This is a genomic window from Arthrobacter sp. UYP4 (genome assembly GCF_057291175.1).
In genome coordinates this window covers 34,413-60,220 of sequence record NZ_JBXAVU010000005.1, presented here as the reverse complement: position 1 = coordinate 60,220, position 25,808 = coordinate 34,413, and the positions used below count along the sequence as shown (strand labels likewise).

Sequence of the window (25,808 nt, the reverse complement as noted above, 5' to 3'; positions counted from 1 at the left end):
ATCACGATCACAAATTGACAACGTTGTCAGTCCAGCTGACACGCGCAATGAAGGGCGTACCTAGACCATGAAGTCCGGAACCCGCAGCCAGACCCTTACTGCTGGAGTGCTTGCCGCTCTGGCGGCCTCGCTCCTTGCCGCCAGCGCCCCAGCCCTGGCCGAAGAAGCACCTGTCGATCCCGCAACCCAGCAGTACCGTCCGTTCATCCACTTCAGTCCCGAGAAGAACTGGATGAACGATCCCAACGGGATGGTGTACTACAAGGGCGAATATCACCTGTTCTTCCAGCACAATCCCTTCGGTACGACCTGGGGAAACATGAGCTGGGGACACGCCACCTCCACGGATCTCCTGCAGTGGGAAGAGCAGCCCCTGGCCATCCCCCAGACCGTCAACACCGAGGGCGTCGCGATCGAAGACATCTTCTCGGGCTCGATCGTGGTCGATGAGACCAATTCATCCGGGTTCGGCACGGCAGAGGATCCGCCACTCGTTGCCGTCTACACCAGTGCCTACACGGGTGCGCACCCGACCCTGGCTGGTCGCCAGGCCCAGTCCCTCGCCTACAGCACTGATGAGGGCCAGACCTGGACGAAGTACGAGGGAAATCCGGTCCTGGATCGGAACTCCGCGAACTTCCGGGATCCGAAGGTGTTCCGCTACGACGGTCCCGCCGGGTCGTACTGGGTGATGACGACGGTCGAGGCCGCCGACCACAAGGTCGTCCTCTACAAGAGCGACAACCTCAAGGACTGGACCCACCTCAGCGATTTCGGACCCGCGAACTCCACAGCAGGTATCTGGGAATGCCCCGACCTCTTCCCCATTGCGGTGGACGGGGATCCCAACAACATCAAATGGGTGATGGTCGTCAACCTCAACCCAGGAGCTGTCGCAGGAGGAAGCGGCGGACAGTACTTCGTGGGCGACTTCGACGGCACCACCTTCACCTCCGACACCACCGAACCAGTGGACTCCATCCCCGACGGGACGACCTTCGCCGGCTTCAACGACGGAACGTACAACGGCTGGACCGCCGACAACGAACCCGGCAACTGGAAGAACGGCCCCTGGTCCGACACCCCGGCCCCGGGGGCACTCCCAGGACAGCTGACCGTCTCCGGATACAGCGGGGCAGGGCTGATCAACGGATTCAACGACGGCGACTGGCCCGTCGGGACCATCGAGTCCCCCACCTTCACCGTCGGCAGCCAGGACCACATCAACTTCCTCGTCGGCGGCGGCAACCACCCCCACGTACCCGGCGGCCAGCTCGAGAACGATCCAGCACCTGGCACCCTTCTCTTCAACGGCTTCGAATACGCCCAAGGCACCCTGACCGACCAGGGGTGGTCCATCGACGGCGACTTCGAAGCAGCCCGCAATCCATCCACGGCAGGCGGTGAGAACTCCATCGGCACCGGCCGCATCAACACCTTCGAAGCCGGCCCCAACGGCGACAACAACGTCGGGACACTCACGTCGCCCGAGTTCACCATCGACAACTCGAACCTGAGCTTCCTCGTCGGCGGCGGACGACGCACCGACGGAACCCTGCAGGCCGAACTGGTCATCGATGGGCAAGTCGTCCACACCGCCACCGGAAAGAACTCCGGATCACTCAACTGGGAAAACTGGGATGTCAGCGCCTACCTGGGCAAGCAGGCCACACTGAGGATCGTGGACAACGCCTCCGGAGGATGGGGCCACCTCACCTTCGACCACGTCGTACTCGGCGACGAACCCGCCCAAATCCACAGTGACGAGACCTCCGTCAACCTCGTCGTGGACGGAGAAGTCGTCCGCACCGCGACCGGCAACAACAGCGAAACCCTCGACTGGACGAGCTGGAACGTCAGCGAGTTCGAAGGCCGCCAGGCCAGCATCAAGGTCGTCGACAACAACCGCGGAGGCTGGGGCCACATTCTCGCCGACGAGTTCATGTTCTCCGACGAACCGGCCACAAGCCGCCTTGAGAACTACGACTGGCTCGACTGGGGCAAGGACTACTACGCAGCCGTCTCCTTCAGCAACGCCCCCGACAACAAGAGGATCATGCTCGGCTGGATGAGCAACTGGGACTACGCCAACGACATCCCCACCAGCACCTGGCGAAGCGCCATGGCACTCCCCCGCGAAGTGAGCCTGACCGAAACTGCAGACGGCCCGCGTCTCGTGCAGAAAGTGGTCGACCAGATCGACACCCTGCGCGAAGACGACGCCGCCTACACCACGGGCCCCCGAAAGATCGCGGAGGGGACAGAAACACTTCCCGTGACAGGCGACGTCGTCCAGGTCGACGCCGTCTTCAGCCCGGGCGACGCCGAGTCCTTCGGACTCAGCGTCCTCGGGGACGGCACCGAAGCCACGAAGATCGGCTACAACGCCGAGACCAGCAGGCTCTTCGTCGACCGGACCAACTCCGGAAATGAGGGCTTCCACCCCGCGTTCTCCTCCATCGAGGACGCCCCCGTGCCATTGAAGGACGGGCGGGTCGCCATGCGCATCTACGTCGACCGCGCATCCGTCGAAGTCTTCGCCAACGACGGACTGACAACCGTCACCGACCAGGTCTTCCCGAACACCGGCGCCAACCAGATCGGCCTGTTCTCCCAAGGAGGATTCGCAACACTGGAGAGCCTGACCGTCACACCGCTCACACCCGCCATGTGGCATGGAGCTGTACCGCCGAAGCCTGAGGACAAAGCCACGACGGCACCGGGCATGGCTAAGCTCTCCGTCGACCACGGTAAGGACAAAGGACCCCACGACGGCAACTACACCGTGAACATGAACCTCGAAGCCGGGGAGAACGGCAGCAACTTCACCCTGTACGAGAACGGTGAGCAGATCCACACCCAGAAGCTCGCCTGGAACACCCCGCAATCGCAAAGCGCGGCAGTGGACATCACCAACAGAGCCCCGGGCAAGTACGTGTACACCGGGGTGCTCGAGAACAGCAAGGGAGCAACCGAGACGACCAAGCAGACCGTCGTCGTGCAGAAGCCGAAGAAGTAGCCACGAGTCGAGAGCCGGTGGTCCTCACTGCAGGACTACCGGCTCTCCCTGTGACAGTGCCCTGTCCGATGGTCGAATCTTGGTGACAGTCTCTCAATGCTTCCTTAGAAGAGTGCACTTCAAGTGCAGTATGATGCACTCATGACGATCGATGCTGCACTGCTTGCGAAGGCGATTGGCGAGCGCGTGAAGGATGAGCGCCTGAACCGACGGCTGACCCTTGACCAACTGGCGGAAGCGACGGGCGTGAGCCGCCGAATGATCGTCAACATCGAACAGGGTGCGACCAATGCGAGTGTGGGGACACTGCTGAAGATCAGCGATGCCCTGGGTGTGGGGCTGCCGGAGTTGGTGGCACCTCCCAACAGCGCTCCTGTGCTGGTCACCCGGAGCGGCGAAGGGGCTGCTTTATGGACGGGTGACCTCGGTGGCTCCGGGGTCCTGGTTGCGGGCACCCGCTCACCGGATGTCCTCGAGCTGTGGGACTGGACGCTCAAAGCGCAGGAACAGCACACCAGCGAGGCCCACGCGGCAGGAACGATGGAAGTCCTGCAGGTGCAGCAGGGATCGCTCACGGTCACCGTGGCCGGCGAGCCCGTCGCCCTGGGCGAGGGTGACGCATTGACCTTCGCCGGCGATGTGGACCACAGCTATGCGAACCACGGCGGGACCCCGACACGCTTCACGCTGGCCGTCTTCGAGCCCGGTGTCGGGTTGACCCAGAAGGACGGCACCCATGACTGAGCGACGGCGGCTTCAGGAATTCCTCGACGCGGCCCGCGTCGATACGGCGGTGTCCGCGCTGCGCCCCGACTATCGGGCACTGCTGATCGCCGTCGACGGGCTGGTTCCCGGCCCCGGTGACGCCGGGAGCGAGGCGTTGCTGCGCCGTGCAGAAGCGGTTGCAGGCACCTGGCTGGCGGAGCGACAGGTCACGGACCTCCCTCAGGTCGCATCATGGCGAGAGGCATACCAGGGCTTCGGCGCGAAGCCGAACCGCACCCGAAACAGCCTCGAGGCGCTCCTGCGGCGCACGCCTTCGGGCCTGCCGCGCGTGAACCGCCTGACGGACATCTACAACGCGGTCTCGGTGCTGCACCGGATCCCCCTCGGCGGCGAGGACCTCACCCGGTACCAGGGTTCCGCCGCCCTCATCCGCGCGACCGGGAACGAGATCTTCGACACCGCCAGCAACGGGGAGACGGTCATCGAGCATCCCGAGCCCGGAGAGGTTGTGTGGAGCGATGACGCCGGCGTGACGTGCCGCCGCTGGAACTGGCGGCAGGGACGGCGAACCCAGCTCACGGACTCCACAACATCGGCCCTGTTCATCCTGGATGCGCTGGCGCCTCTGACCGATGAGGCCCTGATCACTGCTGCGGATGACTTGTGCGGCCACCTGAAGCGGCTTGGACCCGAGATCTCGATCGTCCGCCGCCTGATCACCGCCGACACGTCCGGCGCACCCGGCACTAGCAGCGCACACGGCCTGCCCAGCGAGAACGGTCGATCATGATCGGTTCACGGGCAGGAGTGTCCGTCCCGCCGTGGGGGCTGGCGGTCACCGCGATGGTGTCGGTGCAGCTCGGGTCCGCGCTGTCCGTGGATCTCATCGGACAGGTCGGCGCGGCAGGTACGGCCTGGCTCCGGCTGAGCATGGGCGCGGTGATCTTCCTGATCATCGCGCGACCGCCCCTGTCCAGGGTGCGCCGCCCCGACGTGCCCGTGCTCCTCGGGCTCGGGGTGACGACCGGGCTGGTGACCGTCGGGTTCCTGTCCGCACTCGAATACATTCCGCTGGGCACCGCAGTCGCGATCGAGTTCCTCGGGCCACTCACCGTCGCCGCCCTTCGGACCCACTCGGCCCGCGCTCTGGTCTGGCCAGGACTCGCCCTGTGCGGCGTCGCCCTCCTCACCGAGCCCTGGCACGGCGAGGTGAACCTGATCGGTGTCCTGTACGCGGCACTGGCCGCGATCGGATGGGGTATCTACATCATCCTCACCCAGCGGATCGGCGACCGGTTCACGGGCATCTCCGCCCTGTCCCTGACCATCCCCGTCGCCGCCCTGACAGCTGCGGTCATCGGGGTCCCACAGGCAGTCGGTCACCTGGACTTCGGCGTCCTCGCAGCAGCTGCGGGCCTGGCCGTTCTGCTGCCGGTACTGCCCTTCGCACTGGAGATGCTGGCCCTCCGACGCATGACAGCCACCGCCTTCGGAACGCTCATGTCGCTGGAACCCGCGATGGGACTCCTGCTCGGCCTGATCGTCCTTCACCAGCAACCCTCCCCCATCCAGCTCGCCGGGATCCTCCTGGTGGTCCTTGCCGGTGCCGCAGCCCAACGCGGCGGCCGCCGAACCCCGGACGCCGAACCAGCACGCAGCACACCCGAGCTCGGCCCCACGCGCTAGGCACCCCCGGCACAGGACCTGCCCTGCGTCCGGTACATCAGCACGCTTACCCTCACTTCCCCACCTCACCCCCTGGGAGTCCACCCATGTTCACCGGGCTCAGCGCCTTCCCCCTCACACCCATTCACCACGACGCCGTGCACGAAGAATCTTTCATCCGCCTGGTCGAACGCCTTGCGGCAGCTCGGGTCGACTCGATCACGGCACTGGGATCAACCGGCTCGTACGCGTACCTCGATACCGATGAACGGCGCCGTGTCGCCCAGCTCGCCGTCGCGCACGCTGCTGGCACCCCGGTCTTCGTCGGTATCGGAGCCCTGCGGACCTCCCATGTCCTGGCCAACGCAACCAACGCGGAGAACGCCGGCGCAGCCGGCCTGCTGCTGGCGCCGATGACCTACCAGCCGCTCACCCCCGATGACGTGTTCGAGCTCTTCCGGGCCGTCACCACACACTCGTCACTGCCCGTGATCGTGTACGACAACCCGGGAACCACTCATTTCACGTTCACCCCGGAGCTCTACGGGAGGATCGCTGCACTGCCTGGCATCGCATCGATCAAGATCCCCGCGGTACCCGCGGTACCCGCGGACCCCGCGGACCCCGAGCAGGCACGGGAACGGGTCAGGAGCATCAGGGCCGTCATCCCCGATCATGTGAGCATCGGCGTATCAGGAGACGCCGGCGCCGTTGCCGGCCTGGCCGCCGGATGCGACACCTGGTACTCCGTCATCGGAGGCACCCTGCCCGCCCTTGCCTCGAGGATCACCCGGGCAGCCCAGGAGGGCCGGATGTCCGACGCCGCCACCGAATCCCGGCGGCTCACGCCCTTGTGGGATCTGTTCGCCGAGTGCGGGGGAAGCATCAGGGTCGTCGCCGCTATCGCTGAGCAGCTCGGGCTAGCGCCCGCCGCAAGCCTGCCGTTGCCTCTTCAGGGCCTGACCAAGGAGCAGCGTCACCGGGTCACCGAGGTCATCGATGAACTCGGCCTCGACGAGTAGACACCCAGAAGTGCCACGCCGGGTACCGCGCGGGACAGGCCGACGACACCGTGCGCTGATTCGGTACGTGGTCGCCGCGACGCTGGTGCGCAGCGCCGACGGCGGCGCCGTCGTCGCCATCGTGCTCCTGGCGCATGATCTCGGGATGCCCGGCTGGATCGCGGGGCTCCTCGGGGCGTCGATCACCGCGCCTCACCTCCTCGGACCCTTCATTGCCCGCCGCCTGGACACCGCCCGCGACGGGCGTGCGGTGATCGCGGTGTCCGCGGTCCTCCACGGCGCACTGCTGGGCGCCGCTGCGCTGCTCATGCCGGTCACCTGGGCACTCTGGCCGGCTGTCCTGCTCCTCGTCTCCGGGATGTTCGGGCCGATGCTCACCGGTGGCATCAGTAGCCGCCTGCCGTCCATCGCCGGGGCTGACCAGCACGCCCAGCGCAGGGCGCAAAGCTGGGATGTGGCGACCTATGGTTTCAGCGGCACACTCGGACCGGCCGCAGTGGCGTGGATCGCGGCGGCATCGCACCCCCTGACGGCAACCCTGGTCCTCGCCATGGCATCCGTGATGGGCGCTGCCGCTGTGCTGGCGCTTCCCCGGCAGACTCCGCCGGACCCGGCGGTCGATGTCCCCTCACCTCTACGGACCCTGGCGGGTATCGTGCGGTACGGTCCGCTCCGGCGCACCCTGGGCCTGACCGCCACCGTCGCCTTCTCGGTCGCAGCACTTCCGATCCACGCTGTCGCGATCGCCCCGGGGATGGGCGGCGCATCCACGGCCGGTGCACTGGTCGCCGGATACGGCGTGGGAAACCTGCTCGGATCGATAGGCCTGATGCTCCGACCGCTGCGCGGGGACGCCGACCGGCTGATGACCCTGCTGTCCGTCCTCGTCGCCGTCACCTTGATACTGGTCGCTCTCGGGCAGGACCTCCCGACGTCACTTCTCGCTTTCGGTCTGGCCGGGATCGCCAACGCGCTGTTCTTCGCGGCAACACTCGCCGCGCGCAGCGAATATGCGCCCCGCGCGGCACGCGGGCAGGTTTTTGTCTGGGTCGGCGCCCTCAAGATCGCGGCAGGATCCGCCGGCACGGCCGCCGCCGGTACGATCACAGGTTCCGCCGGCTGGGCACCGCTCGTCCTGGCGGCAGCGCTCACCCTCCTGGCCGCCGGGTTCAGCACACGAGGACGAACGCGGGCACTCCCCCGATGATCCGGTCGGTTCGTCCCCGCACCGTCGCGGCGGGAGCTCCCTCCACCCCTGCTGGAGGACGACCCATCGGCACATCCGTGTAGCCGATCAGCCATCGTCAGCACGGAGCAGGTGGTCCACCCGCCCCAGGACCGGGCGGGTGGAGACCAACTACTTCTCGGCCCGCAGTTCGTCCTTCTCGATGCCGAGGAGGAGCTTCCCGCTTCGGCGATCGGCCAGGTAGTCGCGCATCTCCCGCTTGATGACGGGGAGCAGGAAGTACACGCCGAGCAGGTTCACGAAGGCGCAGACGAACAGCGCGGCATCGGCGAAGCTGATGACCTGGCTGAAGGTCAGCACGCACCCGGCCACCGTGAAGAACAGGAAGATGACCTTGTAGGTCAGCTCCGCCACCTTGCCACGACCGAAGAGGTACTCCCAGGCCTTGAGTCCGTAGTAGGACCACGTGATGAGGGTCGAGTAGGCGAACAGGACGACGGCGACGGCCAGGACGATGGGGAACCATGGCAGGACCGTCGCGAACGCGTCCGACGTCAGGATGACGCCATCGGGCGTGTCCCCGCCACCCTGGACCTGGTCGATGCCCGCCTGCAGGCTCGGGGCACCGGCGATCACGATCGCGAGGGCGGTCATGGTGCAGATCAGCACGGTGTCCACGAGCGGCTCGTAGAGGGCCACGAAGCCCTCGCTGACCGGACGGCGGGTCTTGACCGCGGAGTGGGCGATGGCTGCCGAGCCGACGCCGGCCTCATTGGAGAAGGACGCACGCTGGAAGCCGACGATCAGCACGCCGAGGATGCCGCCCGCGATGCCCTGCGGGTTGAATGCGCCGCCGATGATGGCACCGAACGCGGCGGGCACCTGCTCGATGTTCACGATGATGACGAAGAGGCAGGCCAGGACGTAGATGCCGCCCATGGCCGGGACGAGCCGGGACGTCGTGGCGCCGATCGACTTGATGCCACCGAGGATGACGATCGCGACGAAGAACGCGAGCACGACACCGAAGATGAGGGCGGCACCGGCGCTGCCGAGGAACCCGTCCTCGCCACCGGTGACGTTCTGCACCTGGGCGAAGGTCTGGTTGGCCTGGAACATGTTGCCGCCTGCCAGACCGAAGATGAGGATAGCGACGGCGAAGACGCCGGTCAGGATCTTCGCCGGGATGCGACCGAGCTTCCGGAACGCGATGGGCAGGTACTTGAAGGGGCCACCGCTGATGCTGCCGTCCTCGTGAACCTCCCGGTACTTCACGCCGAGCGTGCATTCGGCGAACTTCGTGGCCATGCCGATCAGTCCCGCGCAGATCATCCAGAACGTGGCTCCCGGGCCGCCGAGGGCCATCGCGGCACCGACACCTGCGATATTGCCGAGGCCGACGGTTCCGGAGAGTGCCGAGGTGAGCGCCTGGAAGTGCGGGACCTCGCCCGGATCGTCCTTGGAGGAGTAGCGTCCACGGACCACTTCGTAGCCGACCTTGAGGCCGCGGAACTGGGGAACCCCGAAATAGATGGTGCACACGATGCCGGCAAGGATGAGCCAGGCGACCACGGCGGGGAAGCTGACCTCCCCGATGGTGATCGGGAAGAACACGATGCCCGAGAAGATCTCGGTGGGCCTCGCGAAGGCGTTGTTGATAGCCTCGTCGACGGCCGCCAGCCATCCGACGTCTTCGGTCACTGCCCTGGGAAACGCTGCGTCGAATGTCATCCGTCAACGAAACCCTGCCTGAAGCGGGAGCGCAGTGACAATCGGTCCTGAACCGGAAAATATTCCGATCGTGACGTCCGTGAGTGCGACGAGGCGGAGGAAACCGATTCCACTCCTCACCCCGGCAGGTGGCCGGCCGCCGGCGCACAACCCGCACCTGTCCCGACGACGAGCCCCTTTACAGGTAACCGCGAACTTACCTATTATGCTCGCGTGACTGATATCTACCGGGCGCTGGCCGACGAGACGCGGCGGGCGCTCCTGGATGAACTCCTGGGCCGGGAGAAGCAGACCCTGTTCGAGCTGTGTTCGAAGCTCGCCATGAACCACGGCATCACCCCGTCACGCCAGGCGGTGGCACAACACCTCGACATCCTGGAGGCGGCCGGGCTCGTGCACTCCGAACGCAGTGGCCGTTACCGGTTCCACATCATCGACACCTCGCCACTGGCCGGGATCCTCGACCGCTGGCCGCCCCGGAAGGCAGAATCATGAAACTCGAAGCAATCAGCATCTTCGTCGACGACCAGCAGCGGGCCCTCGACTTCTACACCCAGCACCTCGGCTTCGCCGTGTCCGCGGACATCCCCATGGGCGAGCACCGCTGGCTCACCGTGATCGATCCCGATCGCCCCGACGGCACGCAGATCTCCCTCGAGCCCAAAGGTCACCCTGCCGCAGGGCCTTTCACCGACGCGCTGGCCGCCGACGGCATCCCGTTCTGCGTCCTCGGGGTCGCGGACGTGCACGCCGAGTACGACAGGCTGACGGCCCTCGGTGTCACCTTCACGCAGCCGCCGACCATGATGGGCCCTGTCATCGTGGCAGTCCTCGACGACACCGTCGGCAACCTGCTGCAGCTCGCACAACCCACCGGCTGACGGCAGCCAGGAAGGGCGAGGCACGTGCGCCGCTACTGCTTCCCGTACTTCCGGTGCACGGCCTGCTTGCTCACCCCGAGGCACTGCGCGATCGCCTCCCAGGACAAGCCTGCCTGACGTGCACCACGCACGAGCCCGGCCTCGGCCCGGCCCACCTCGCGGTGCAGTTCGGCGATCGCCTGCAGGGATTCTGCCGGCCCTTTCCCATCCATCGAGCCAACGAGTGTCTTCATCCGCTCCACCTCCATGCGTCAACATTAGTTGACGCAGGGAGGTCACTGCAAGAGCTCTCCGATCTGCAGCGCCGGGCGCTACCAGGAATGCGGCGCAGGCCTGCGGGTGCTCGGGAGCGCGTTGTTGAGCCGCCATTCGTGGATCCACTCGGGCAGCACCAGGTCCTCGGGCGGCGCACCGAATGCGGTGACGATCTCCTCGTTGCTCACCGGCCCGGACCCGGAGACCAGGCGTGTGGCGATGAAGGCCCGGGCGTAGATCTCGCCGTCGGCCACTGCCCGCTGCTCGAAGTAGATGGCTCGCTCATCGAGTCCGATGATGCGCGTCTCGATCGCGTAGAGCTGGCCGAGCTGGAGGGACTTACGGAAGCTGATGGTCTCGCCGGCGGCAACCGGACTCCACCTCCTGCGGCGCACCTGCGCCCACACGCCGCTGCGCACCATGAGATCGAAGCGCCCGAGGTCGAAGACGGAGAAGTACATGCCGTTGTTCATGTGCATCGCGATGTCGATATCCGTCGGAAGGACGCGCAGGGTCACGCTGCTGGAATCCCAGATGCCGAGGGCAGGCCGCCTTCGCGACAGGAGCAGTTGCAGCATCGTGCGGAAGATCAGGTGCATGGCAGCAATATTACTCACCAGTAACATGGGCGACCTCCAGTCGCTCCCCCCTAGACTCGGTGGATGGAGCAGCCCTCACCGCACGCCCTTCCGTTCGGCCGGTACAGGGAACTGCTGGACCAGGAGTACCGCACCCTCTCGAACCTCGTCGGGCCCGCGCTCGACCGCCCGGTGCCGGCCTGCCCGGGCTGGACCGGTGAGGATCTGGTACGCCACACCGCGATCGTCTTCCTGCAGAAGGCGGAGACGATCCGGACGGGCGTGAGGCCGAGCCACGGCTGGCCACCCGTCAGTGTGGGGAGCTTCCCTCCGCAGGCACTCCTCGCCCACTGCTACGCCAGCCTGATCGAGCAGTTCGATGCGCATGAGCCCGGCGACCGCGTCGAGACCTGGGTCCCGGAGGACCAGACGGTCGGATTCTGGATCCGGCGCCTCACCCATGAGACCGCGATCCACCGCTTCGACCTCGAGGACACGGTCGCGGGCGGCACCACGCCCCTGGACGCCAAGCTGGTACTGGACGGCATCGACGAGGTCCTGACGGTGATGCTGGGGCGCGGACACCCCGATCCGTCGGCCTCGGGGGCGGTGGTACGACTCGAGGCGGGGGGCCACTCCTGGGACATCCGACTCGACCGGCGGCGGGCCGTCGTCGAGCGTGACATCGCCGCGGACGGCCAGGCGACCCTCCGGAGTACGGCGGAACCGCTCCTCCTCTGGCTGTGGGGACGTGCACCCGGGCCAGGACCCGCAGCCATCGAGGGACCCGCGGCCGAACTGCGGGCCCGACTGGCCGCCGCCCTGTAACCGGAATAATTCCTCCGGATAATTGCTTGTCGCCTGCAGGAAGCAACCAGCACAAGGAGCACCATGGCCATCAGCACACAGATCCAGCTCGTCCGGCGCCCGGTCGGCAGTCCCACCGAGGAGGACTTCGCCACCGTGACGGCGGAACTGCCCGCACTCGGTGCGGGTGAGGTACGGGTCCGCAACGACTACGTGTCCGTCGATCCCTACATGCGCGGGCGCATGAACGACTCCCGGTCCTATGTCCCGCCCTTCGGACTCGGCGAGACGATGACCGGTGGCGCGGTGGGCAGGGTGGTCGAATCCGACTCCGACGCGATGCCCGTGGGCACCGCCGTGCTCCACAGCTACGGCTGGCGCGACCTCGCACAGGGCCCCGCGGCGCACTTCTCGCCCCTGCCGGAGACGGACCTGCCCCTGTCGGTCTTCCTCGGTGCGGCCGGCATGACGGGTCTCACCGCCTACGCCGGGCTCAAGCGCGTCGCAGGGCTCGGGGAGGGCGACGTCGTCTTCATCTCCGGAGCGGCCGGCGCCGTCGGCTCGATCGCAGGGCAGGTGGCACGGAAGCTCGGCGCATCGCGCGTCATCGGCTCGGCGGGCTCCGCCGAGAAGGTGGCCCTGCTCAAGAGCCGGTACGGATATGACGAGGCATTCAACTACAAGGACGCCCCGGTGCGGCAGCAGCTGCGCCAGGTCACGCCCGACGGCATCGACGTGTACTTCGACAACGTCGGCGGCGACCACCTTGAGGCGGCGCTTGACCGCCTGAACACCGGTGGGCGCGCCGCGCTGTGCGGCGCGATCTCGCAGTACAACGCCACGCAGCGGACGCCGGGACCGGACAACATGGCGAACCTCGTCACGCGGTCCCTCAAGCTCGAGGGCTTCATCGTCGGCCGGCACCAGGACCTGCAGGCCGAGTTCGTCCAGCAGATGACCGGATGGCTGTCGGACGGCAGCGTGGTCTTCGACGAGACCGTGGTGGACGGCGTCGGGAACTCCGTGCGGGCTTTTCTCGACATGATGAACGGCGCCAACACCGGCAAGATGCTCGTCCGCGTCTGACAGCACGGGCCTCGCAGCGCTCGGACGGCGGGACGGCGACGACGATGGGACGGACCAGGTGACTGCGGCTCGGTCGGCGCGATGGTGGAGCGCGTCCTGCTCCGCCCATCCGCGCGGTACCCGTCGCAGCCCACGGCCGCTTCCCGCCGGTCGAGCCGGCAGCGTGCGGGCTAGGCGGTGCCGCCGTCCCGCAGGCTCGCTTCGAGCCTGCGGCGCTGGTCCGCGGGCAGCAGCGCCCGGTACTGGGGGAACTCGGTGAGGAACGCGCGGACCCGCGGGCAGTAGGGGACGACGGCGATGCGCCGCTTGTGCGCGTTCAGCAGGACCTCCCGGACGAGTGCCGGCTCCACGTCGACGGCGTCGAAACGCGGGTCGACGACGGCCTGGATCAGCACCGCGTGTGAGCCCTTCATCTCGTACTTCACGTGGCCCACCATGGTCCCGTCGCTGAAGAGCTCGAACCGCGAGAACAGCGCGTTGTCACGGAAGCCGCTGCGCGCCCTGACCGGGGCGGTGCGGGCCTCGGCCTGCACCTCCCGCCGCTCGATCTCCTCGACCAGCAGCTCGTACCGGTGCAGGGCTTCCATGGGCGGGAAATCGCGGTCGAGCAGGCGGTAGGCCTGGTTGCACAGGACCCGCAGCTGCCGGGTGGACACGACCGTGAGATCGTCGGGAAACTCCGACTCCTCGGCCCGGGGAGTCGGACTGGGGGAAATCCTCGGGAACGCACCCCACGCGGACTGCTCCGGCTCGGCAGCCTGGACGGACTGCGGATGGGGATCGACAAGAAGGGAAGTTTCCATGATCAGCTCCACGATGGTGGTTCGATGGCCCGCTGCTAGGCCCTGCCAGAGACTATAGGCCCATTCTTTCGGGATGTGAAATTAAGTACCCTTACTACTTCTCCCCGGAACAGGTCGCCGCCGCACGGCCGGCCTTGAACCGATCTTGAGGATTCCTTCGGCCTACCTTGATCCATTCGAGACCGAAACGGAATCGTTCCCCTGCCCTCCGAGGTCGGGGACCGCGTGTTGACGACGCCGAGGCCGTCGGTGGAGGCTGGACCGACACCACCCCTCGAGCAGGAGCTCCACCATGGCACTCGCCCCCACCGTCCAGCTGCGCGGCGGCGCGCACCTCCCCCTCCTCGGACTCGGCACCTGGCCGCTCGACGACGACGAGGCGGCGGAGACCGTCAGCCTCGCGATCGACACCGGATACCGGCTCATCGACACGGCGGAGAACTACCGCAACGAGAAGGGCGTGGGTGAGGGCATCCGCCGCTCGGGCGTCGCCCGCGACGAGCTGTTCATCACCACCAAGTTCAACCGCGAGCACCACAGCAAGGACGGCGTCCGACGGGCGTTCGAGGCGAGCGCCGCACTGCTGGGCCTCGACTACGTGGACCTGCTGCTCGTCCACTGGCCCAACCCCGACCAGGGTCGCCATGTCGAGGCAGTGCAGGGCATCGCGGCGCTGATGGAGCAGGGACTCGTACGGGCCGTCGGGACGTCCAACTACAAGCCGGCACACCTGCAGCAGGTTCTCGACGCCGGGATCGTGCCCGACGTGAACCAGATCCAGCTCGACCCCCAGCGGCCCCGCATCGAGGAACGCGCGTTCCACAACGAGCACGGCATCGTGACGGAGTCCTGGAGCCCGCTCGGCCCGGGCAGCGGACTGCTGGACGACGCCGGCGTCGTCGCGATCGCGGAGGCGCACGGCAGGACTCCCGCACAGGTGGTGCTGCGCTGGCACGTCCAGCAGGGCATGGTCGCCATCCCGAAATCGTCCAACCCGGAACGGCTCGCGCAGAACCTCGCCGTCTTCGACTTCGAACTGTCGGGAGAGGAATTGGCCCGCATCTACAGGCTCGACACCGGCGAGGCCGAGATCGTCGATTCGGACACCTTCGGCCACTGAGCCGGGCTCGCCCGTTCTCCTTGACACCGGCCCCGGTCGCCGGGAAAGTGATAAGCACGCTTAGTTCTTCGTGCCGACCGGACCTGCCGATCTGCGCGGGAGCATCGACCGGAAGGAAGATCAGCATGGCGGACGAACCCGGGAATCAGACCCCGAACACCCGCGAGGTCAGTGAGACCGAACTACGCGGGATGACGGTGGACGAGCTGCGCAAGGAGGCCAGGGAGGAGGGACTGCCGGGCACCTCGGGGATGCGGAAGGACGAACTCGTCGATGCGGTGGCCTCGGCCCGGCAAGACTCCACGGACGGCCCGTCCGGGGCCGGCGGCGACCGGTCCCGTTCCGAGGAGGAGGACACCTCCGCGGAGGTGGGTGCCGGCCCGGACGGCGGCCGGATCCGCACGGGATCCGAGACCTCGAAATCGCTGAAGTATTCGCAGGAGATCACCTCGCCCGACGAGGACCCCGAGCGGGAGGGCCGCAGCCTGGCGACGACACACCACGAGGTCATCAAGCAGTGGGCCGAGTCGCGGGACGCCCGTCCAGCGACCGTCGACGGGACGGAACACGGTGACCACCTCGGCGTCCTCCGCTTCGATTTCAACGAGGACACCGACAAGCTGCGCCACGTGAGCTGGGAGGAGTGGTTCCGGACATTCGACGAGCGCCGGCTGAACTTCATCTACCAGGAGCAGCGCAAGGACGGGAAGCAGTCGAACTTCTTCATCCTCGAGAGTCCCGACCGCGAGGACGCCTGACGCACCATCCGGTCCGGGTCGGTCCGCAGGGAAGGGTGACCAGGCATATCCTTGGCCTGGTGCCCCTCCCGCCGCGCATCCCGATGCCCTGAATCGGCGGACACCTCCCATCACCGAGAGGACCCCGCTTGCTCGAGATCGCCGTGATCCTGGCCGCCGGCTTCTGGGCCGGAATGATCAACGTCGTCGTCGGCTCCGGCACCCTGGTCACCTTTCCCACCCTCCTGCTCTTCGGCTACCCTCCGATCGTCGCCAACATCTCCAACAACATCGGCCTGGTGGGCGGCGGTCTATCCGGATCGTGGGGCTACCGCCGCGAGATCGCCGCGAACAAGCGCCTGCTCCTGCGGCTCCTGCCCCTCTCGGTCCTCGGCGGGCTCGGCGGGGCGCTCCTGCTGCTCGTCCTGCCGGCACAGGCCTTCCAGGCGATCGTGCCCGCCCTCATCATCATCGGACTGGTCATGGTGGCGCTGGCCCCCCGGGTGCAGCGCGCCGCCGCGGCCAAGGCCGCCGAGAGTGCGCCGGACGCGGCGCCGTCCCGCCGTCGTTCCCTGCTCCTCCTCGCGGGGATCGGTGTCCTCGGCCTGTACGGCGGCTATTTCGGTGCGGCGCAGGGCATCCTGATCGTCGGCCTGATGAGCATGGTGACCATCGAGAGCCTGCAGCGCATCAACGCCATCAAGAACGTCCTGACCACCGCCGTCAACAGCGTGGCCGCCGTGACGTTCATGGCCTTCGCCTGGGAGTCGATCAACTGGTCGCTGGTGCTCCTCATCGCCGTCGGCGCCACCCTCGGCGGCTTCCTCGGCGCCCGCGTGGGCCGCAGGCTCTCCCCGCTCGCACTGCGGGCGACCATCCTCGTTCTCGGGACCGCCGCCCTGATCCGCATCGTCTTCTTCGGCTGACACGCCACCGCCCACGAATCCCAGGACCCTCCATGCAACGTTTCGCCTGTGCCGTCTGCTCGGCGCCCCTCTTCTTCGAGAACTCCCGCTGCCTCGCCTGCCGCACGCAGCTCGGCTTCCACCGCGGCGAGCGGGCCATCGCACCGCTCGACGACGACGGCGCCTACCGCGACCTCGAGGGCCAGGTACTCCGTCGCTGCGTCAACCTGAAGCTGTCGGGGTGCACCTGGCTGGTGCGGGAGGAGGGCGACGAATGCTTCAGCTGCAACCTCACGCGGACGCGCCCCGACGACCACGACACCACCGGACTGGCGCAGTTCCTCGACGCCGAGCGGTCCAAGCGCCACCTCATCTACGAGCTCGACGGGCTCGGCCTGCCGATCCGGGACCGGACCGAGGACCCGGACCGCGGCCTCGCCTTCGACCTGCTCTCGAGCGTCGAGGAGAAGGTGGTCATCGGACACCAGAACGGCCTGATCACCATCGACCTCGCGGAGACCGTCGACTCCCACCGCGAGAAGATGCGGGCCAGGCTCGAGGAGCCCTACCGCACCATGCTCGGGCACTTCCGGCACGAGACCGGACACTACTTCGAGGGCACGCTCGTGTTCTCGGATGCCGAGCTGACGGGGAGGGCGCGCGACCTGTTCGGTGACGACCGTGCGAGCTACCAGGACGCCATCAAGCGCCACTACGACGAAGGCGCACCCGAGGGCTGGGAGAACGACCACATCTCGATGTACGCGACCATGCACCCGTACGAGGACTTCGCCGAGACGTTCGCCCACTACCTGCACATCTGCGACACGGTGGACACGGCCCGCAACCATGGACTCGCCTCGGGCCCGGGACCGGACACGACCGAGGACTTCGGGACGGTGGTCCGCGAGACCTGGATCCCGCTCGCCGTGGCCCTCAACCAGGTCAACCGCAGCATGGGCGCCAATGACCTGTACCCGTTCGTCCTACCGCCCGCCGTCGTCGACAAGCTCGACTTCGTGCACAAGCTCCGCGTGCGGGTCGGAGGGACCCCGGTCGGATCGGGGACCGTCCCCGCATAGACGCAGTCGTGCCGGGGGTGGCCGTCGTCCGGAGACGGACTACGGCCAGAGCATGGTCCTGCGCCAGCCCTCCCCGAAGCGGGTGTAGAGCAGCCGCGTATGCCTGCGCTCCTGGTCGGCCTGCCAGAACTCGACGGCGTCGGCGGCGACCGTGTAGACGGTCCAGGTGGTCGAGGCCAGGCCGCCGGCGGCGTCGATCTTCCGCACCTGGTCCTCCACCGCCGCGTCCAGGTCCTCGCGGCCGCCCATCACCGCGCTCTGGCTCCCCGCCAGGACGAGCGCACGCGCCACCGGGTGGCGGCGCTGGAAGTCGGCGTCGTTCTCGTCCGCGCTGCCGACGGAGACGGAACCGCGGATCCTCACCTGCCGCCCGGCGGCCGGCCAGAAGAAGGTCAGCGCCGCCGCGGGATGCGCCGCCAGCTGCCGACCCTTGGGACTGTCGCTGCTGGATGCGACCTGCCAGCCGGCAGCCGTCACGTCCTTCACGATCACGACGCGGGCATCCGGGGTGCCGTCCTCGCCCACCGTCGACAGGGTGACCGCGTGCGGCGCGGCGATACCGTCCTGCACCGCGCGCTCCAGCCACTCCACGAAGAGGTCCACGGGCGAGGAGGGCGCCGCCGAGGGGTCGAAGGGCGGCATCACGTCGGGGAACACGGGTACGCCGCGGACTACGTCGCGGATCCTTCCGGGGTCGGTCATGGCGCCAGCCTAGTTGCACAGCGCCCGCAAGCGCAGGAACACAGCAGGCCGGGGGCAGGACCGCCAGTGCCGGCGGCGGAACCCACGGGGAATGCCGGGCACGGCACGACCGGCATAGAGTCGGAGGATGCCCTCCCACCAGGACCAGTACGTAGGACCCCGCGATCTCACGCGATGGACGACCCCGGTCGGCCGCCTGCTCGTGCGGTGCGTCCGGCCCCTCGCCCAGTGGCTGGGACCGCATGCGGCACTGCTGCTCATCATCGCGATCGGGGGCGGTGTCGCCGCGGCCCTCACCGCGGCATCGGCCGAGGTGTACGAGTCGGTGGTGGAGGCCGACGGCGTCGCAGCCCTCGACCAACCCGCCCTCGACCTCGCCGTGTCGCTGCGGCAGGACTGGCTCAACGCCGCCATCACGGGCTACACGCACATCGGCGGCCCCATCGGCATGCCCATTCTGGCGGTCGCGATCCTGGTGCTGCTCGCCGTGCGCCGCAGGTCCTGGACGCCGGTGATCCTGCTACCGGCCGCGGCCTTCGGCTCGCTGCTGATGACCGTCGCCGGCAAGGACGCGATCGGCCGCCTGCGCCCGCCGATCGAACTCGCCGTCCCACCCTATGAGACCTCGCCGTCGTTCCCCAGTGGGCACTCGCTGAACGCCCTGGTGATCGCGGGCATCGTGGCCTACCTGCTCGTCCTGCGGCAGCACCGCAAGCGCACCAGGGCACTGACCATCACCCTCGCCGTCGTGTTCGCTGCGACCATGGGACTCAGCCGTGTATTCCTCGGCCATCACTGGCTCACCGATGTTCTCGTGGCATGGACCCTCGGCATCGCCTGGCTCGCCGTCGTCATCACCGCGCACCGGCTCCTCCTCACGTTCCGGCTCCACCGGGCGGCGGCGCGTGGCACACCCGCCTGAACCACCCGAGGCGGTTTCCGCCGTCGTCCGGCCCCTTCGGCGGGACGCGCAACGCAACCGCGAAGTGGTCCTCGCGGCGGCGCGACGGATGTTCGCCGAGCACGGGGCCGAGTGCGCATTCGAGGACATCGCCCGGGAGGCCGGGGTGGGAGTGGGCACGGTCTACCGCCGCTTCCCGGACCGCCGGACGCTCATCGAGGCGATCCTCGAACAGCGTGTGGCCGACGTCGCCGCGGTCGGCGTGGATGCCCTCGCCACGGCCGAGCCCTGGGCCGCAGCACGGCTGTTCGTCGGATCCACCGCACGCATGCAGCTCGAGGACCGGGGCCTGCGGGAACTGCTGCAGGACTCCGGCTTCGTGTCCGCGGGCCTCGCGATGCTCCGCGAGCGCATCGCACCCGTCGCGGCGGAGCTGGCCCGACGGCTCCGCGACGACGGCGGCGCCCGACAGGACGTCACGGGACAGGACCTGCTGGTCCTGATCCGCATGCTCGCCTCCCTCACCCCCGAGGCGGCAGGCCGGCCCGCAGCAGCTAACGGCGTCGAGCGGTACCTCGACCTCGTCCTCGACGGACTCCACCCGCCGCCGGAAGAAACACGTAAGGAGGAATGAACCTTTCCGTTCAGGTACGCCCACTTCCGCTGATGGGTAGCCCGCCCCATACTTGGCTGGTGCGGAAATGCCACCCCTCCTAGGAACGGACGATGATGTCGAACAGCTCAGGCGTACAGGGCACGCAGTCGATCCTGCGGCGTAAACCCATCGACAACGTCGAGGACGAGACGGGCCGCACCGGCCTCTTCAAGAGCCTCGGCCTGTGGCAGCTGACGGCCATCGGCGTCGGCGGCATCATCGGCGTGGGCATCTTCACGCTGGCAGGGCTCGTCGCCAACGGTGGCGAGGACGGCGCGCCGGTGGGGCCGGCCGTCCTGATCTCCTTCCTGGTCGCAGGGCTGGCCAGTGCGGCGGCCGCGCTGTCCTACGCCGAATTCGCCGGCATGATCCCCAGGGCCGGTTCCGCCTACACCTACGGGTACGTCGCCCTCGGTGAGATCATCGGCTGGTTCATCGGGTGGGATCTCCTGCTCGAGTACATCGCGATCGTGGCCGTGGTCGCCATCGGCATCTCCGGCTACTTCACCGAGTTCATGTCCGGGATCGGGGTCACCGTGCCCACCTGGATGCAGGGGACGCCGGACACCATCGAGGGTGGCGTGGTCAACGTGCCCGCGATCGTGGTGTGCCTGCTCATCACCTTCATCCTGAGCCGCGGCACCAAGACGTTCGGCCGGTTCGAGCTCATCGCCGTCGGGCTCAAGATCCTGCTCATCCTCGGCATCGTGGGCCTTGGCTTCTTCTACGTGAACGCCGACAACTACTCTCCGTTCCTTCCCTCCGGCTTCGGCGCCGTCTTCACCGGGGCCGCCACCGTCTTCTTCGCGGTCTTCGGGTACGACGCCATGAGCACCGCGGCGGAGGAGGCCACCGACGGCAAGAAGCACATGCCGAAGGCCATCCTGCTGTCGCTCCTGATCGCGATGGTGCTGTACGTCCTGGCGACCCTCGTCCTCACCGGCATGCAGAACTACACGGACATCAGCCCGACGGCGGGCTTCGCCTCCGCCTTCCAGTCCGTGGGCCTGCCGGTCGTCGCGACGATCATCTCGGCCTTCGCCGTGATCTCCATCCTCACCGTCATGCTCACGTTCCTGCTCGGCGTCACCCGCGTGTGGTTCTCGATGAGCCGCGACGGCCTCCTGCCCGCCTGGTTCTCGACGACGGACCGGAACGGCACGCCGCAGCGCGTCACCTGGATCGCCGGCACCGCCGCGGCGCTCCTCGCCGGGGTCTTCCCCATCCGCGCCGTCGCCGACCTCACCAACATCGGCATCCTCGCCGCGTTCATCGTGGTGTGCATCGCCGTGATCGTGCTGCGCCGCACGCGCCCCGAGGTACCCCGCACCTTCCGGTTGCCGCTGATGCCGATCGTGCCCGCCTTCGGCGTCCTCGCGTCGCTGTTCCTGATCCTGCAGCTCCACTGGGAGACCTGGCTGCGCTTCGGCGTGTGGCTCCTGATCGGGCTGGCCCTCTACTTCCTCTACGGCAGGAAGCATTCGCTCATGAACCCGGACAGTCCCCGCCACGCCCTCCTCAAGCGCGACGCATAGCCTCTTCCGGCACCGGAGGGAACGGGCCCGCCGCATCGTCACCAAGATGCGGCGGGCCCGTTCGTTTCCTATCCTCGACAAGGGCCTGCCGCGTTCCCGCGGCCGGCCGCCACCCCGAACAGATGAAGGATCAGCACACCCATGGACCTCTTCCGGACCAAGTCCATCGAGCAGTCGATCAGGGACTCCGACGAAAAGGGACACGGCCTCAAGCGGTCCCTCAACACCTGGGACCTCATGATCATGGGCGTCGCGGTCGCCGTCGGCGCCGGCATCTTCTCGGTGGGTGCGCAGGCGGCGGCGTTCAACGCCGGTCCGGCCGTGACCATCTCCTTCGTGCTGGCGGCGATCACATGCGCCCTCGCGATCATGTGCTACGCCGAGTTCGCGACGGCGCTGCCCGTCGCGGGCAGCGCCTACGTCTTCACCTACGCGACGATGGGCGAGCTGCTGGCCTGGATCATCGGCTGGAACCTGATCCTCGAACTGCTCATGGCAGCGGCCGTGATCGCCAAGTTCTGGGGGGTCTACCTCTCGGATCTCTTCAGCGTCCTCGACCTCGACATCCCCGCGGAGATCAGCCTCCTGGGGCTCGACCTCACCTGGGGGCCGCTGCTGATCGTGGCGATCTTCACGGCCGTGCTCATCTACGGGACCAAGCTCTCCGCCCGGGTCAACAGCGTGTTCACCGTCATCAAGATCGGCATCGTGCTGTTCGTGATCGTCGTCGGCTTCTTCTACGTCAGCCCCGAGAACTACGCGCCGTTCGTGCCCGCCTCCGAGCCTGCCGCCGAGACCGGTTCCGACTGGGCGAACCAGCCCTTCCTCTCCTTCCTGAGCGGCGCCTCCCCGGCGGCCTTCGGTTTCACGGGCATCATCTCGGGTGCCGCCCTCGTCTTCTTCGCCTTCATCGGGTTCGACGTCGTCGCCACATCGGCGGAGGAAGTGAAGAACCCCAGCCGCACGCTGCCGCGCGGCATCTTCGCGGGCCTCGCGGTGGTCAGCGTCCTCTACATCCTGGTGACCCTCGTGGTCACCGGCATGGTCTCCTACAAGGAGCTCGGCGCCTCGGGTGCGCCGTCGCTCGCCACCGCCTTCCAGCTCGTGGGCGCCGACTGGGCCGCGGGCATCATCTCGCTCGGCAGCCTGATCGGCCTGACCACCGTGATCATGGTGCTGCTCATGGGACTCGCCCGCGTGATCTTCGCGCTCAGCCGCGACGGCCTCCTGCCGCGCGGGCTCAGCCGCACCTCCGACAAGCACGCGACGCCGGCACGCACCCAGATCCTGTGCGGCGTCGTCGTCGCCCTGCTCGCCGGGTTCACGCAGGTGGAGGTGCTGGCGGAGATGATCAACATCGGCACGCTGTCCGCCTTCATCACGGTCAGCCTGGGGATCATCGTGCTGCGCCGGAAGCGCCCCGACCTCCGGCCCGCGTTCCGGGTCCCGTTCGGCAAGGTCATCCCGATCGCCTCGGCCGCCCTGTGCCTGTACCTCATGTCCAACCTGGCCACCATCACCTGGCTGTTCTTCGCCGGCTGGCTCGTGGTCGGCTTCGTCATCTACTTCGCCTACGGCAACCGCCACTCCCGCCTGCGGTCCGCGCAGCGCGTGGACGCCTAGCAGCAGGGGCCCGGGCCCGGGCCCGATCCCGGGAACCCGGCGGTGCGGGGTATGCGCCGGCGGGTCGGACGCGAGATGATGGTGCCCCGGCAGCAACAGCTCCGGGGCACCCGCGCACCAGCAGAGCAGAGGAACCCGCCATGTCCCAGGACCCCTACCCCAGCGAGCTCCCCTACTCAGGCCGCCATTCGAGCCCGTACGACGGCGGTGCGTACGGCAGCCAGGGCGGCGCTCCCTACCCGCCCACCCAGCCGTACCAGGGGGGCTACCAGCCGGGACCGTACCAGTCCTCCTACCAGTCGTCCTACCAGTCGATCGAGGGCGAGAAGGCGGCGCAGCTCTCCCTGATCCTCGGCATCGTGGGCCTGTTCGTGGCCGGGATCGTCCTGGGGCCGCTGGCCATCTGGCAGGCGAGGAAGGCCGAGCGCCTCGGCGTGCCCGCGACGGCGGGGAAGGTGCTCGGCTGGATCAACGTCGTGCTCTACGGCCTCGCCATCCTGTTCGGGATCCTCCTGGTGGTCCTCATGTTCGCCGGATTCGCGGCCACCTCCAGCTACAGCACCTGAGCCGCTAGAGCGTCGGGAAGCGGCGGGTGGACTGCTCGCCGGCCTCGACCAGGTGCGAGTTCGGCCCGGTCCCCACGATCAGGGGATCCGGTGTGCCGACGACGTCGGCATCCTTCTCGTCGTAGTCGAGGACCGACAGGACGTAGCGGAGTGCCTCGATCCTCGCCCGCTTCTTGTCGTTGCTCTTGATGACGGTCCACGGCGCGTCCGCGGTGTTCGTGTAGAAGAACATCGCCTCCTTCGCCTCGGTGTAGTCGTCCCACTTGTCGAGCGACTGCAGGTCCATGGGGCTCAGCTTCCAGCGGCGCACCGGGTCCGAGTGTCGCTGGGCGAAACGCCGCCGCTGTTCCTCTCGGGACACGGAGAACCAGAACTTGATGAGGAACGTGTCGCTGCGCACGAGCATGCGTTCCACCTCCGGGGCCTGCCGCATGAACTCGAGGTACTCGGTCGGCGTGCAGAACCCCATGACCCGCTCCACACCGGCGCGGTTGTACCAGGACCTGTCGAACAGGACGATCTCGCCGCCCGAGGGCAGCACGGAGACGTAGCGCTGGAAGTACCACTGCGTCTGTTCCTTCTCGCTGGGCTTGTCCAGCGCCACCACGCGCGCTCCGCGGGGATTGAGGTTCTCCGTGAACCGTTTGATCGTGCCGCCCTTGCCGGCGGCGTCGCGCCCTTCGAACAGGATCGCGACCTTGGCCCGGTTCGCCCTGACCCACCCCTGCATCTTGAGCAGTTCGATCTGCAGCGCCCGCTTGGTCTTCTGGTACTCGCGCTCCGTCATCCGGGTGTCGTACGGGTAGTCCTCGCGCCAGGTGGGCAGGTCCGGATGCGGCAGGAGCACGTGGTCGTCGCCGTCGCCGTTCCCGCCGCGAGTCGGCACGGGGACGGACGGCGGCTCGTCGGCGCCCTCGCTCCCGGCGGAGACCGCAGCGCGGTCGGCGGGAGCATCGGTCGGCTCGTCGGTCAGTTCGTCCGTGGGTTCGTCCGTGGGTTCTTCCGTGGGTTCTTCCTCGGGCTCGTTCGCAGCCCCGGCCGCCGTTCCTGGTCCATCGGTCATTCTCTTCTCTCCTGCCCGTCGACGGTCCATCGTCGCAGACGGACCTGGGGACGGGACGGGAGGAGGCAGGACCGGAGGCCCGGTGGACGGATCGACGGCCTGCCGGTATGCCGCTCGCCCGCGGAGCGGGAAGTCGCTGGACGTGGACACCGTGGGACGTGGACACCGTGGGACATGGATACCGTGGGGCGGGGACGCCGCGGACCGGGAATGCCGCGGGCACCGCCCGGGTTCTAGGCGGTGCGGACAGAGCAGTGCAGGAACACCCGAGCAGGAGGACAGGATGAGCACCACCACCCGGACGGCCGAGGAACGCTGGGCGCGTTTCCGGGAGGCGCGCAACGCGGCGCTCGCTGAGGAGCACGGCTGGCTCTCGCTGACGTCCTTCCAGTGGCTCGGCCCCGAACCCGCGGAAGTGGAGCAGGTCCCGGGGCTGTGGTCCGCGACGGATGACGGAGCAAGCCTCACGGCCTCCGCCGCCGACGGGCTGATCGGGCTGCCGGGCGGGCACCGGGTGGACGGCACGATCACCGCTGTCCTCGACGACGAGGAGTCACTCCTGTGGGTCTCGCACGGCGGGTCCACGGGACGCCGGATCGTGGTGGAACTCGCCCGCCGTGCCGGCCGCTACGCCATCCGGACCAGGGATGCGGAATCACCGACGGCGATCGGCTTCGAGGAGGTCCCGGTGTTCGGCTACCGCCCGGACCTCGTGGTGGAAGCCCGCTTCGAGCCGTACGACGAGCCGCGCGAGGAACACATCCGGACCGCGCATGACGAGGTCCCCGGCGCCACCACGCTCGTGGGCGACGTCGTGTTCTCGCTGCCGGATGACGCCCGGGAGTTCCGGCTCGGCGCCTCCCAGGAGGAGGCCGGGGGCCTCTCCATCACGTTCCACGACAGCACCAACGGATCGGCGACGGCCGACTGGCGGAAGGTCGCCACGCGCCGCCCGCGCCCGGACGGCACGGTGATCGTCGATTTCAACAGGGCGATCAACTATCCCAGTGCCTTCACGCCCTACGGCACCTGCCCCATGCCCGTCGATGCCAACAGGCTGGAGGCGGCCATCGAGGCGGGGGAGAAGAATCCGCTCTCCTGAGGAGCAGGACGCCGCCGGCGCCGGCAGGCGTAGAGGACCGTCCGGGAGCCAGGGGCCC

At 68.0% G+C, this 25,808-nt stretch carries 26 protein-coding genes; 20 read left to right on the top strand and 6 right to left on the bottom strand.

Annotated features, from left to right (window positions below; genetic code table 11):
* Nucleotides 1-67: 67 nt before the first annotated feature.
* The 6 genes from AC0Z9V_RS16090 to AC0Z9V_RS16065 all read left to right on the top strand — a co-directional run bounded on the left by AC0Z9V_RS16090 (nt 68) and on the right by AC0Z9V_RS16065 (nt 7,639).
* On the top strand, nt 68-3,019 hold the full coding sequence (locus tag AC0Z9V_RS16090; protein WP_485142102.1) for a GH32 C-terminal domain-containing protein: 2,952 nt from the start codon (nt 68-70) through the stop codon (nt 3,017-3,019).
* 141 nt (nt 3,020-3,160) lie between these two features.
* The gene (locus AC0Z9V_RS16085) at nt 3,161-3,763 is read left to right on the top strand and encodes a helix-turn-helix domain-containing protein (protein WP_485142101.1); all 603 of its coding nucleotides are present in this window, start codon (nt 3,161-3,163) and stop codon (nt 3,761-3,763) included.
* Nucleotides 3,756-4,535, top strand: coding sequence for a B3/B4 domain-containing protein (locus AC0Z9V_RS16080; protein ID WP_208739363.1), 780 nt, complete (start codon nt 3,756-3,758; stop codon nt 4,533-4,535). The genes AC0Z9V_RS16085 and AC0Z9V_RS16080 overlap by 8 nt, the downstream gene beginning before the upstream one ends.
* Complete coding sequence (locus tag AC0Z9V_RS16075; RefSeq protein WP_459287682.1) at nt 4,532-5,431, top strand: EamA family transporter; 900 nt, start codon at nt 4,532-4,534, stop codon at nt 5,429-5,431. The genes AC0Z9V_RS16080 and AC0Z9V_RS16075 overlap by 4 nt, the downstream gene beginning before the upstream one ends.
* An 86-nt stretch (nt 5,432-5,517) precedes the next feature.
* Nucleotides 5,518-6,432: a dihydrodipicolinate synthase family protein gene (locus tag AC0Z9V_RS16070; RefSeq protein WP_485142100.1), complete on the top strand. Its 915-nt coding sequence runs from the start codon at nt 5,518-5,520 to the stop codon at nt 6,430-6,432.
* A gap of 67 nt (nt 6,433-6,499) precedes the next feature.
* Nucleotides 6,500-7,639: an MFS transporter gene (locus AC0Z9V_RS16065; protein WP_485142099.1), complete on the top strand. Its 1,140-nt coding sequence runs from the start codon at nt 6,500-6,502 to the stop codon at nt 7,637-7,639.
* A 150-nt stretch (nt 7,640-7,789) separates the two neighbouring features.
* Here AC0Z9V_RS16065 and AC0Z9V_RS16060 read toward each other — a convergent pair whose 3' ends face one another.
* On the bottom strand, nt 7,790-9,349 hold the full coding sequence (locus AC0Z9V_RS16060) for an alanine/glycine:cation symporter family protein (protein ID WP_485142098.1): 1,560 nt from the start codon (nt 9,347-9,349) through the stop codon (nt 7,790-7,792).
* 213 nt (nt 9,350-9,562) lie between these two features.
* Here AC0Z9V_RS16060 and AC0Z9V_RS16055 point away from each other — a divergent pair, with 213 nt between their 5' ends.
* On the top strand, nt 9,563-9,844 hold the full coding sequence (locus tag AC0Z9V_RS16055) for an ArsR/SmtB family transcription factor (protein ID WP_485142097.1): 282 nt from the start codon (nt 9,563-9,565) through the stop codon (nt 9,842-9,844).
* On the top strand, nt 9,841-10,230 hold the full coding sequence (locus AC0Z9V_RS16050) for a VOC family protein (protein WP_485142096.1): 390 nt from the start codon (nt 9,841-9,843) through the stop codon (nt 10,228-10,230). The genes AC0Z9V_RS16055 and AC0Z9V_RS16050 overlap by 4 nt, the downstream gene beginning before the upstream one ends.
* A gap of 32 nt (nt 10,231-10,262) precedes the next feature.
* Here the strand turns inward: AC0Z9V_RS16050 and AC0Z9V_RS16045 are convergent, their stop codons facing one another.
* Nucleotides 10,263-10,478 carry an AsnC family protein gene (locus AC0Z9V_RS16045; RefSeq protein WP_133081428.1) on the bottom strand — a complete coding sequence of 72 codons (216 nt, stop codon included), beginning with the start codon at nt 10,476-10,478 and terminating at the stop codon, nt 10,263-10,265.
* A gap of 63 nt (nt 10,479-10,541) precedes the next feature.
* Nucleotides 10,542-11,084, bottom strand: coding sequence for an acyl-CoA thioesterase (locus AC0Z9V_RS16040; RefSeq protein WP_485142095.1), 543 nt, complete (start codon nt 11,082-11,084; stop codon nt 10,542-10,544).
* 63 nt (nt 11,085-11,147) lie between these two features.
* On the opposite strand from AC0Z9V_RS16040, the gene AC0Z9V_RS16035 reads away from it, so the two are divergent.
* Both AC0Z9V_RS16035 and AC0Z9V_RS16030 read left to right on the top strand, forming a co-directional pair.
* The gene (locus AC0Z9V_RS16035) at nt 11,148-11,891 is read left to right on the top strand and encodes a maleylpyruvate isomerase family mycothiol-dependent enzyme (protein WP_208739079.1); all 744 of its coding nucleotides are present in this window, start codon (nt 11,148-11,150) and stop codon (nt 11,889-11,891) included.
* Between the two features lie 63 nt (nt 11,892-11,954).
* Nucleotides 11,955-12,956 carry an NADP-dependent oxidoreductase gene (locus AC0Z9V_RS16030; protein WP_485142094.1) on the top strand — a complete coding sequence of 334 codons (1,002 nt, stop codon included), beginning with the start codon at nt 11,955-11,957 and terminating at the stop codon, nt 12,954-12,956.
* Between the two features lie 170 nt (nt 12,957-13,126).
* Here the strand turns inward: AC0Z9V_RS16030 and AC0Z9V_RS16025 are convergent, their stop codons facing one another.
* Nucleotides 13,127-13,759: a GNAT family N-acetyltransferase gene (locus AC0Z9V_RS16025; protein WP_485142093.1), complete on the bottom strand. Its 633-nt coding sequence runs from the start codon at nt 13,757-13,759 to the stop codon at nt 13,127-13,129.
* A 292-nt stretch (nt 13,760-14,051) separates the two neighbouring features.
* On the opposite strand from AC0Z9V_RS16025, the gene AC0Z9V_RS16020 reads away from it, so the two are divergent.
* From AC0Z9V_RS16020 to AC0Z9V_RS16005, 4 genes are all read left to right on the top strand, one after another.
* Entirely contained in the window at nt 14,052-14,879 is an 828-nt protein-coding gene (locus AC0Z9V_RS16020) for an aldo/keto reductase (protein WP_208740157.1), read from the top strand.
* Nucleotides 14,880-15,004: 125 nt separating this feature from the next.
* On the top strand, nt 15,005-15,637 hold the full coding sequence (locus AC0Z9V_RS16015) for a Rho termination factor N-terminal domain-containing protein (protein ID WP_208740158.1): 633 nt from the start codon (nt 15,005-15,007) through the stop codon (nt 15,635-15,637).
* Between the two features lie 128 nt (nt 15,638-15,765).
* On the top strand, nt 15,766-16,542 hold the full coding sequence (locus AC0Z9V_RS16010) for a sulfite exporter TauE/SafE family protein (RefSeq protein WP_459287700.1): 777 nt from the start codon (nt 15,766-15,768) through the stop codon (nt 16,540-16,542).
* A 32-nt stretch (nt 16,543-16,574) separates the two neighbouring features.
* A complete protein-coding gene (locus AC0Z9V_RS16005; RefSeq protein WP_208739914.1) occupies nt 16,575-17,603 on the top strand; it encodes a zinc-binding metallopeptidase family protein in 1,029 nt (342 codons plus the stop codon).
* 39 nt (nt 17,604-17,642) lie between these two features.
* On the opposite strand, the gene AC0Z9V_RS16000 is transcribed toward AC0Z9V_RS16005, so the two are convergent.
* Complete coding sequence (locus AC0Z9V_RS16000) at nt 17,643-18,305, bottom strand: pyridoxine/pyridoxamine 5'-phosphate oxidase (RefSeq protein ID WP_208739915.1); 663 nt, start codon at nt 18,303-18,305, stop codon at nt 17,643-17,645.
* A gap of 127 nt (nt 18,306-18,432) precedes the next feature.
* Here AC0Z9V_RS16000 and AC0Z9V_RS15995 point away from each other — a divergent pair, with 127 nt between their 5' ends.
* The 5 genes from AC0Z9V_RS15995 (at nt 18,433) to AC0Z9V_RS15975 (ending at nt 23,585) form a co-directional block, all read left to right on the top strand.
* Entirely contained in the window at nt 18,433-19,227 is a 795-nt protein-coding gene (locus AC0Z9V_RS15995) for a phosphatase PAP2 family protein (protein WP_485142092.1), read from the top strand.
* A complete protein-coding gene (locus tag AC0Z9V_RS15990) occupies nt 19,211-19,840 on the top strand; it encodes a TetR/AcrR family transcriptional regulator (RefSeq protein ID WP_485142091.1) in 630 nt (209 codons plus the stop codon). The genes AC0Z9V_RS15995 and AC0Z9V_RS15990 overlap by 17 nt, the downstream gene beginning before the upstream one ends.
* A 95-nt stretch (nt 19,841-19,935) precedes the next feature.
* Nucleotides 19,936-21,396 carry an amino acid permease gene (locus AC0Z9V_RS15985; RefSeq protein WP_485142090.1) on the top strand — a complete coding sequence of 487 codons (1,461 nt, stop codon included), beginning with the start codon at nt 19,936-19,938 and terminating at the stop codon, nt 21,394-21,396.
* 141 nt (nt 21,397-21,537) lie between these two features.
* Nucleotides 21,538-23,019, top strand: coding sequence for an APC family permease (locus AC0Z9V_RS15980; RefSeq protein WP_485142089.1), 1,482 nt, complete (start codon nt 21,538-21,540; stop codon nt 23,017-23,019).
* Between the two features lie 140 nt (nt 23,020-23,159).
* Entirely contained in the window at nt 23,160-23,585 is a 426-nt protein-coding gene (locus AC0Z9V_RS15975; RefSeq protein WP_133081441.1) for a DUF4190 domain-containing protein, read from the top strand.
* Between the two features lie 4 nt (nt 23,586-23,589).
* Here AC0Z9V_RS15975 and ppk2 read toward each other — a convergent pair whose 3' ends face one another.
* Nucleotides 23,590-24,648 carry a polyphosphate kinase 2 gene (gene ppk2 / locus AC0Z9V_RS15970; protein ID WP_485142088.1) on the bottom strand — a complete coding sequence of 353 codons (1,059 nt, stop codon included), beginning with the start codon at nt 24,646-24,648 and terminating at the stop codon, nt 23,590-23,592.
* A 283-nt stretch (nt 24,649-24,931) separates the two neighbouring features.
* On the opposite strand from ppk2, the gene AC0Z9V_RS15965 reads away from it, so the two are divergent.
* Complete coding sequence (locus AC0Z9V_RS15965) at nt 24,932-25,750, top strand: DUF1684 domain-containing protein (RefSeq protein WP_485142087.1); 819 nt, start codon at nt 24,932-24,934, stop codon at nt 25,748-25,750.
* Nucleotides 25,751-25,808 lie beyond the last annotated feature (58 nt).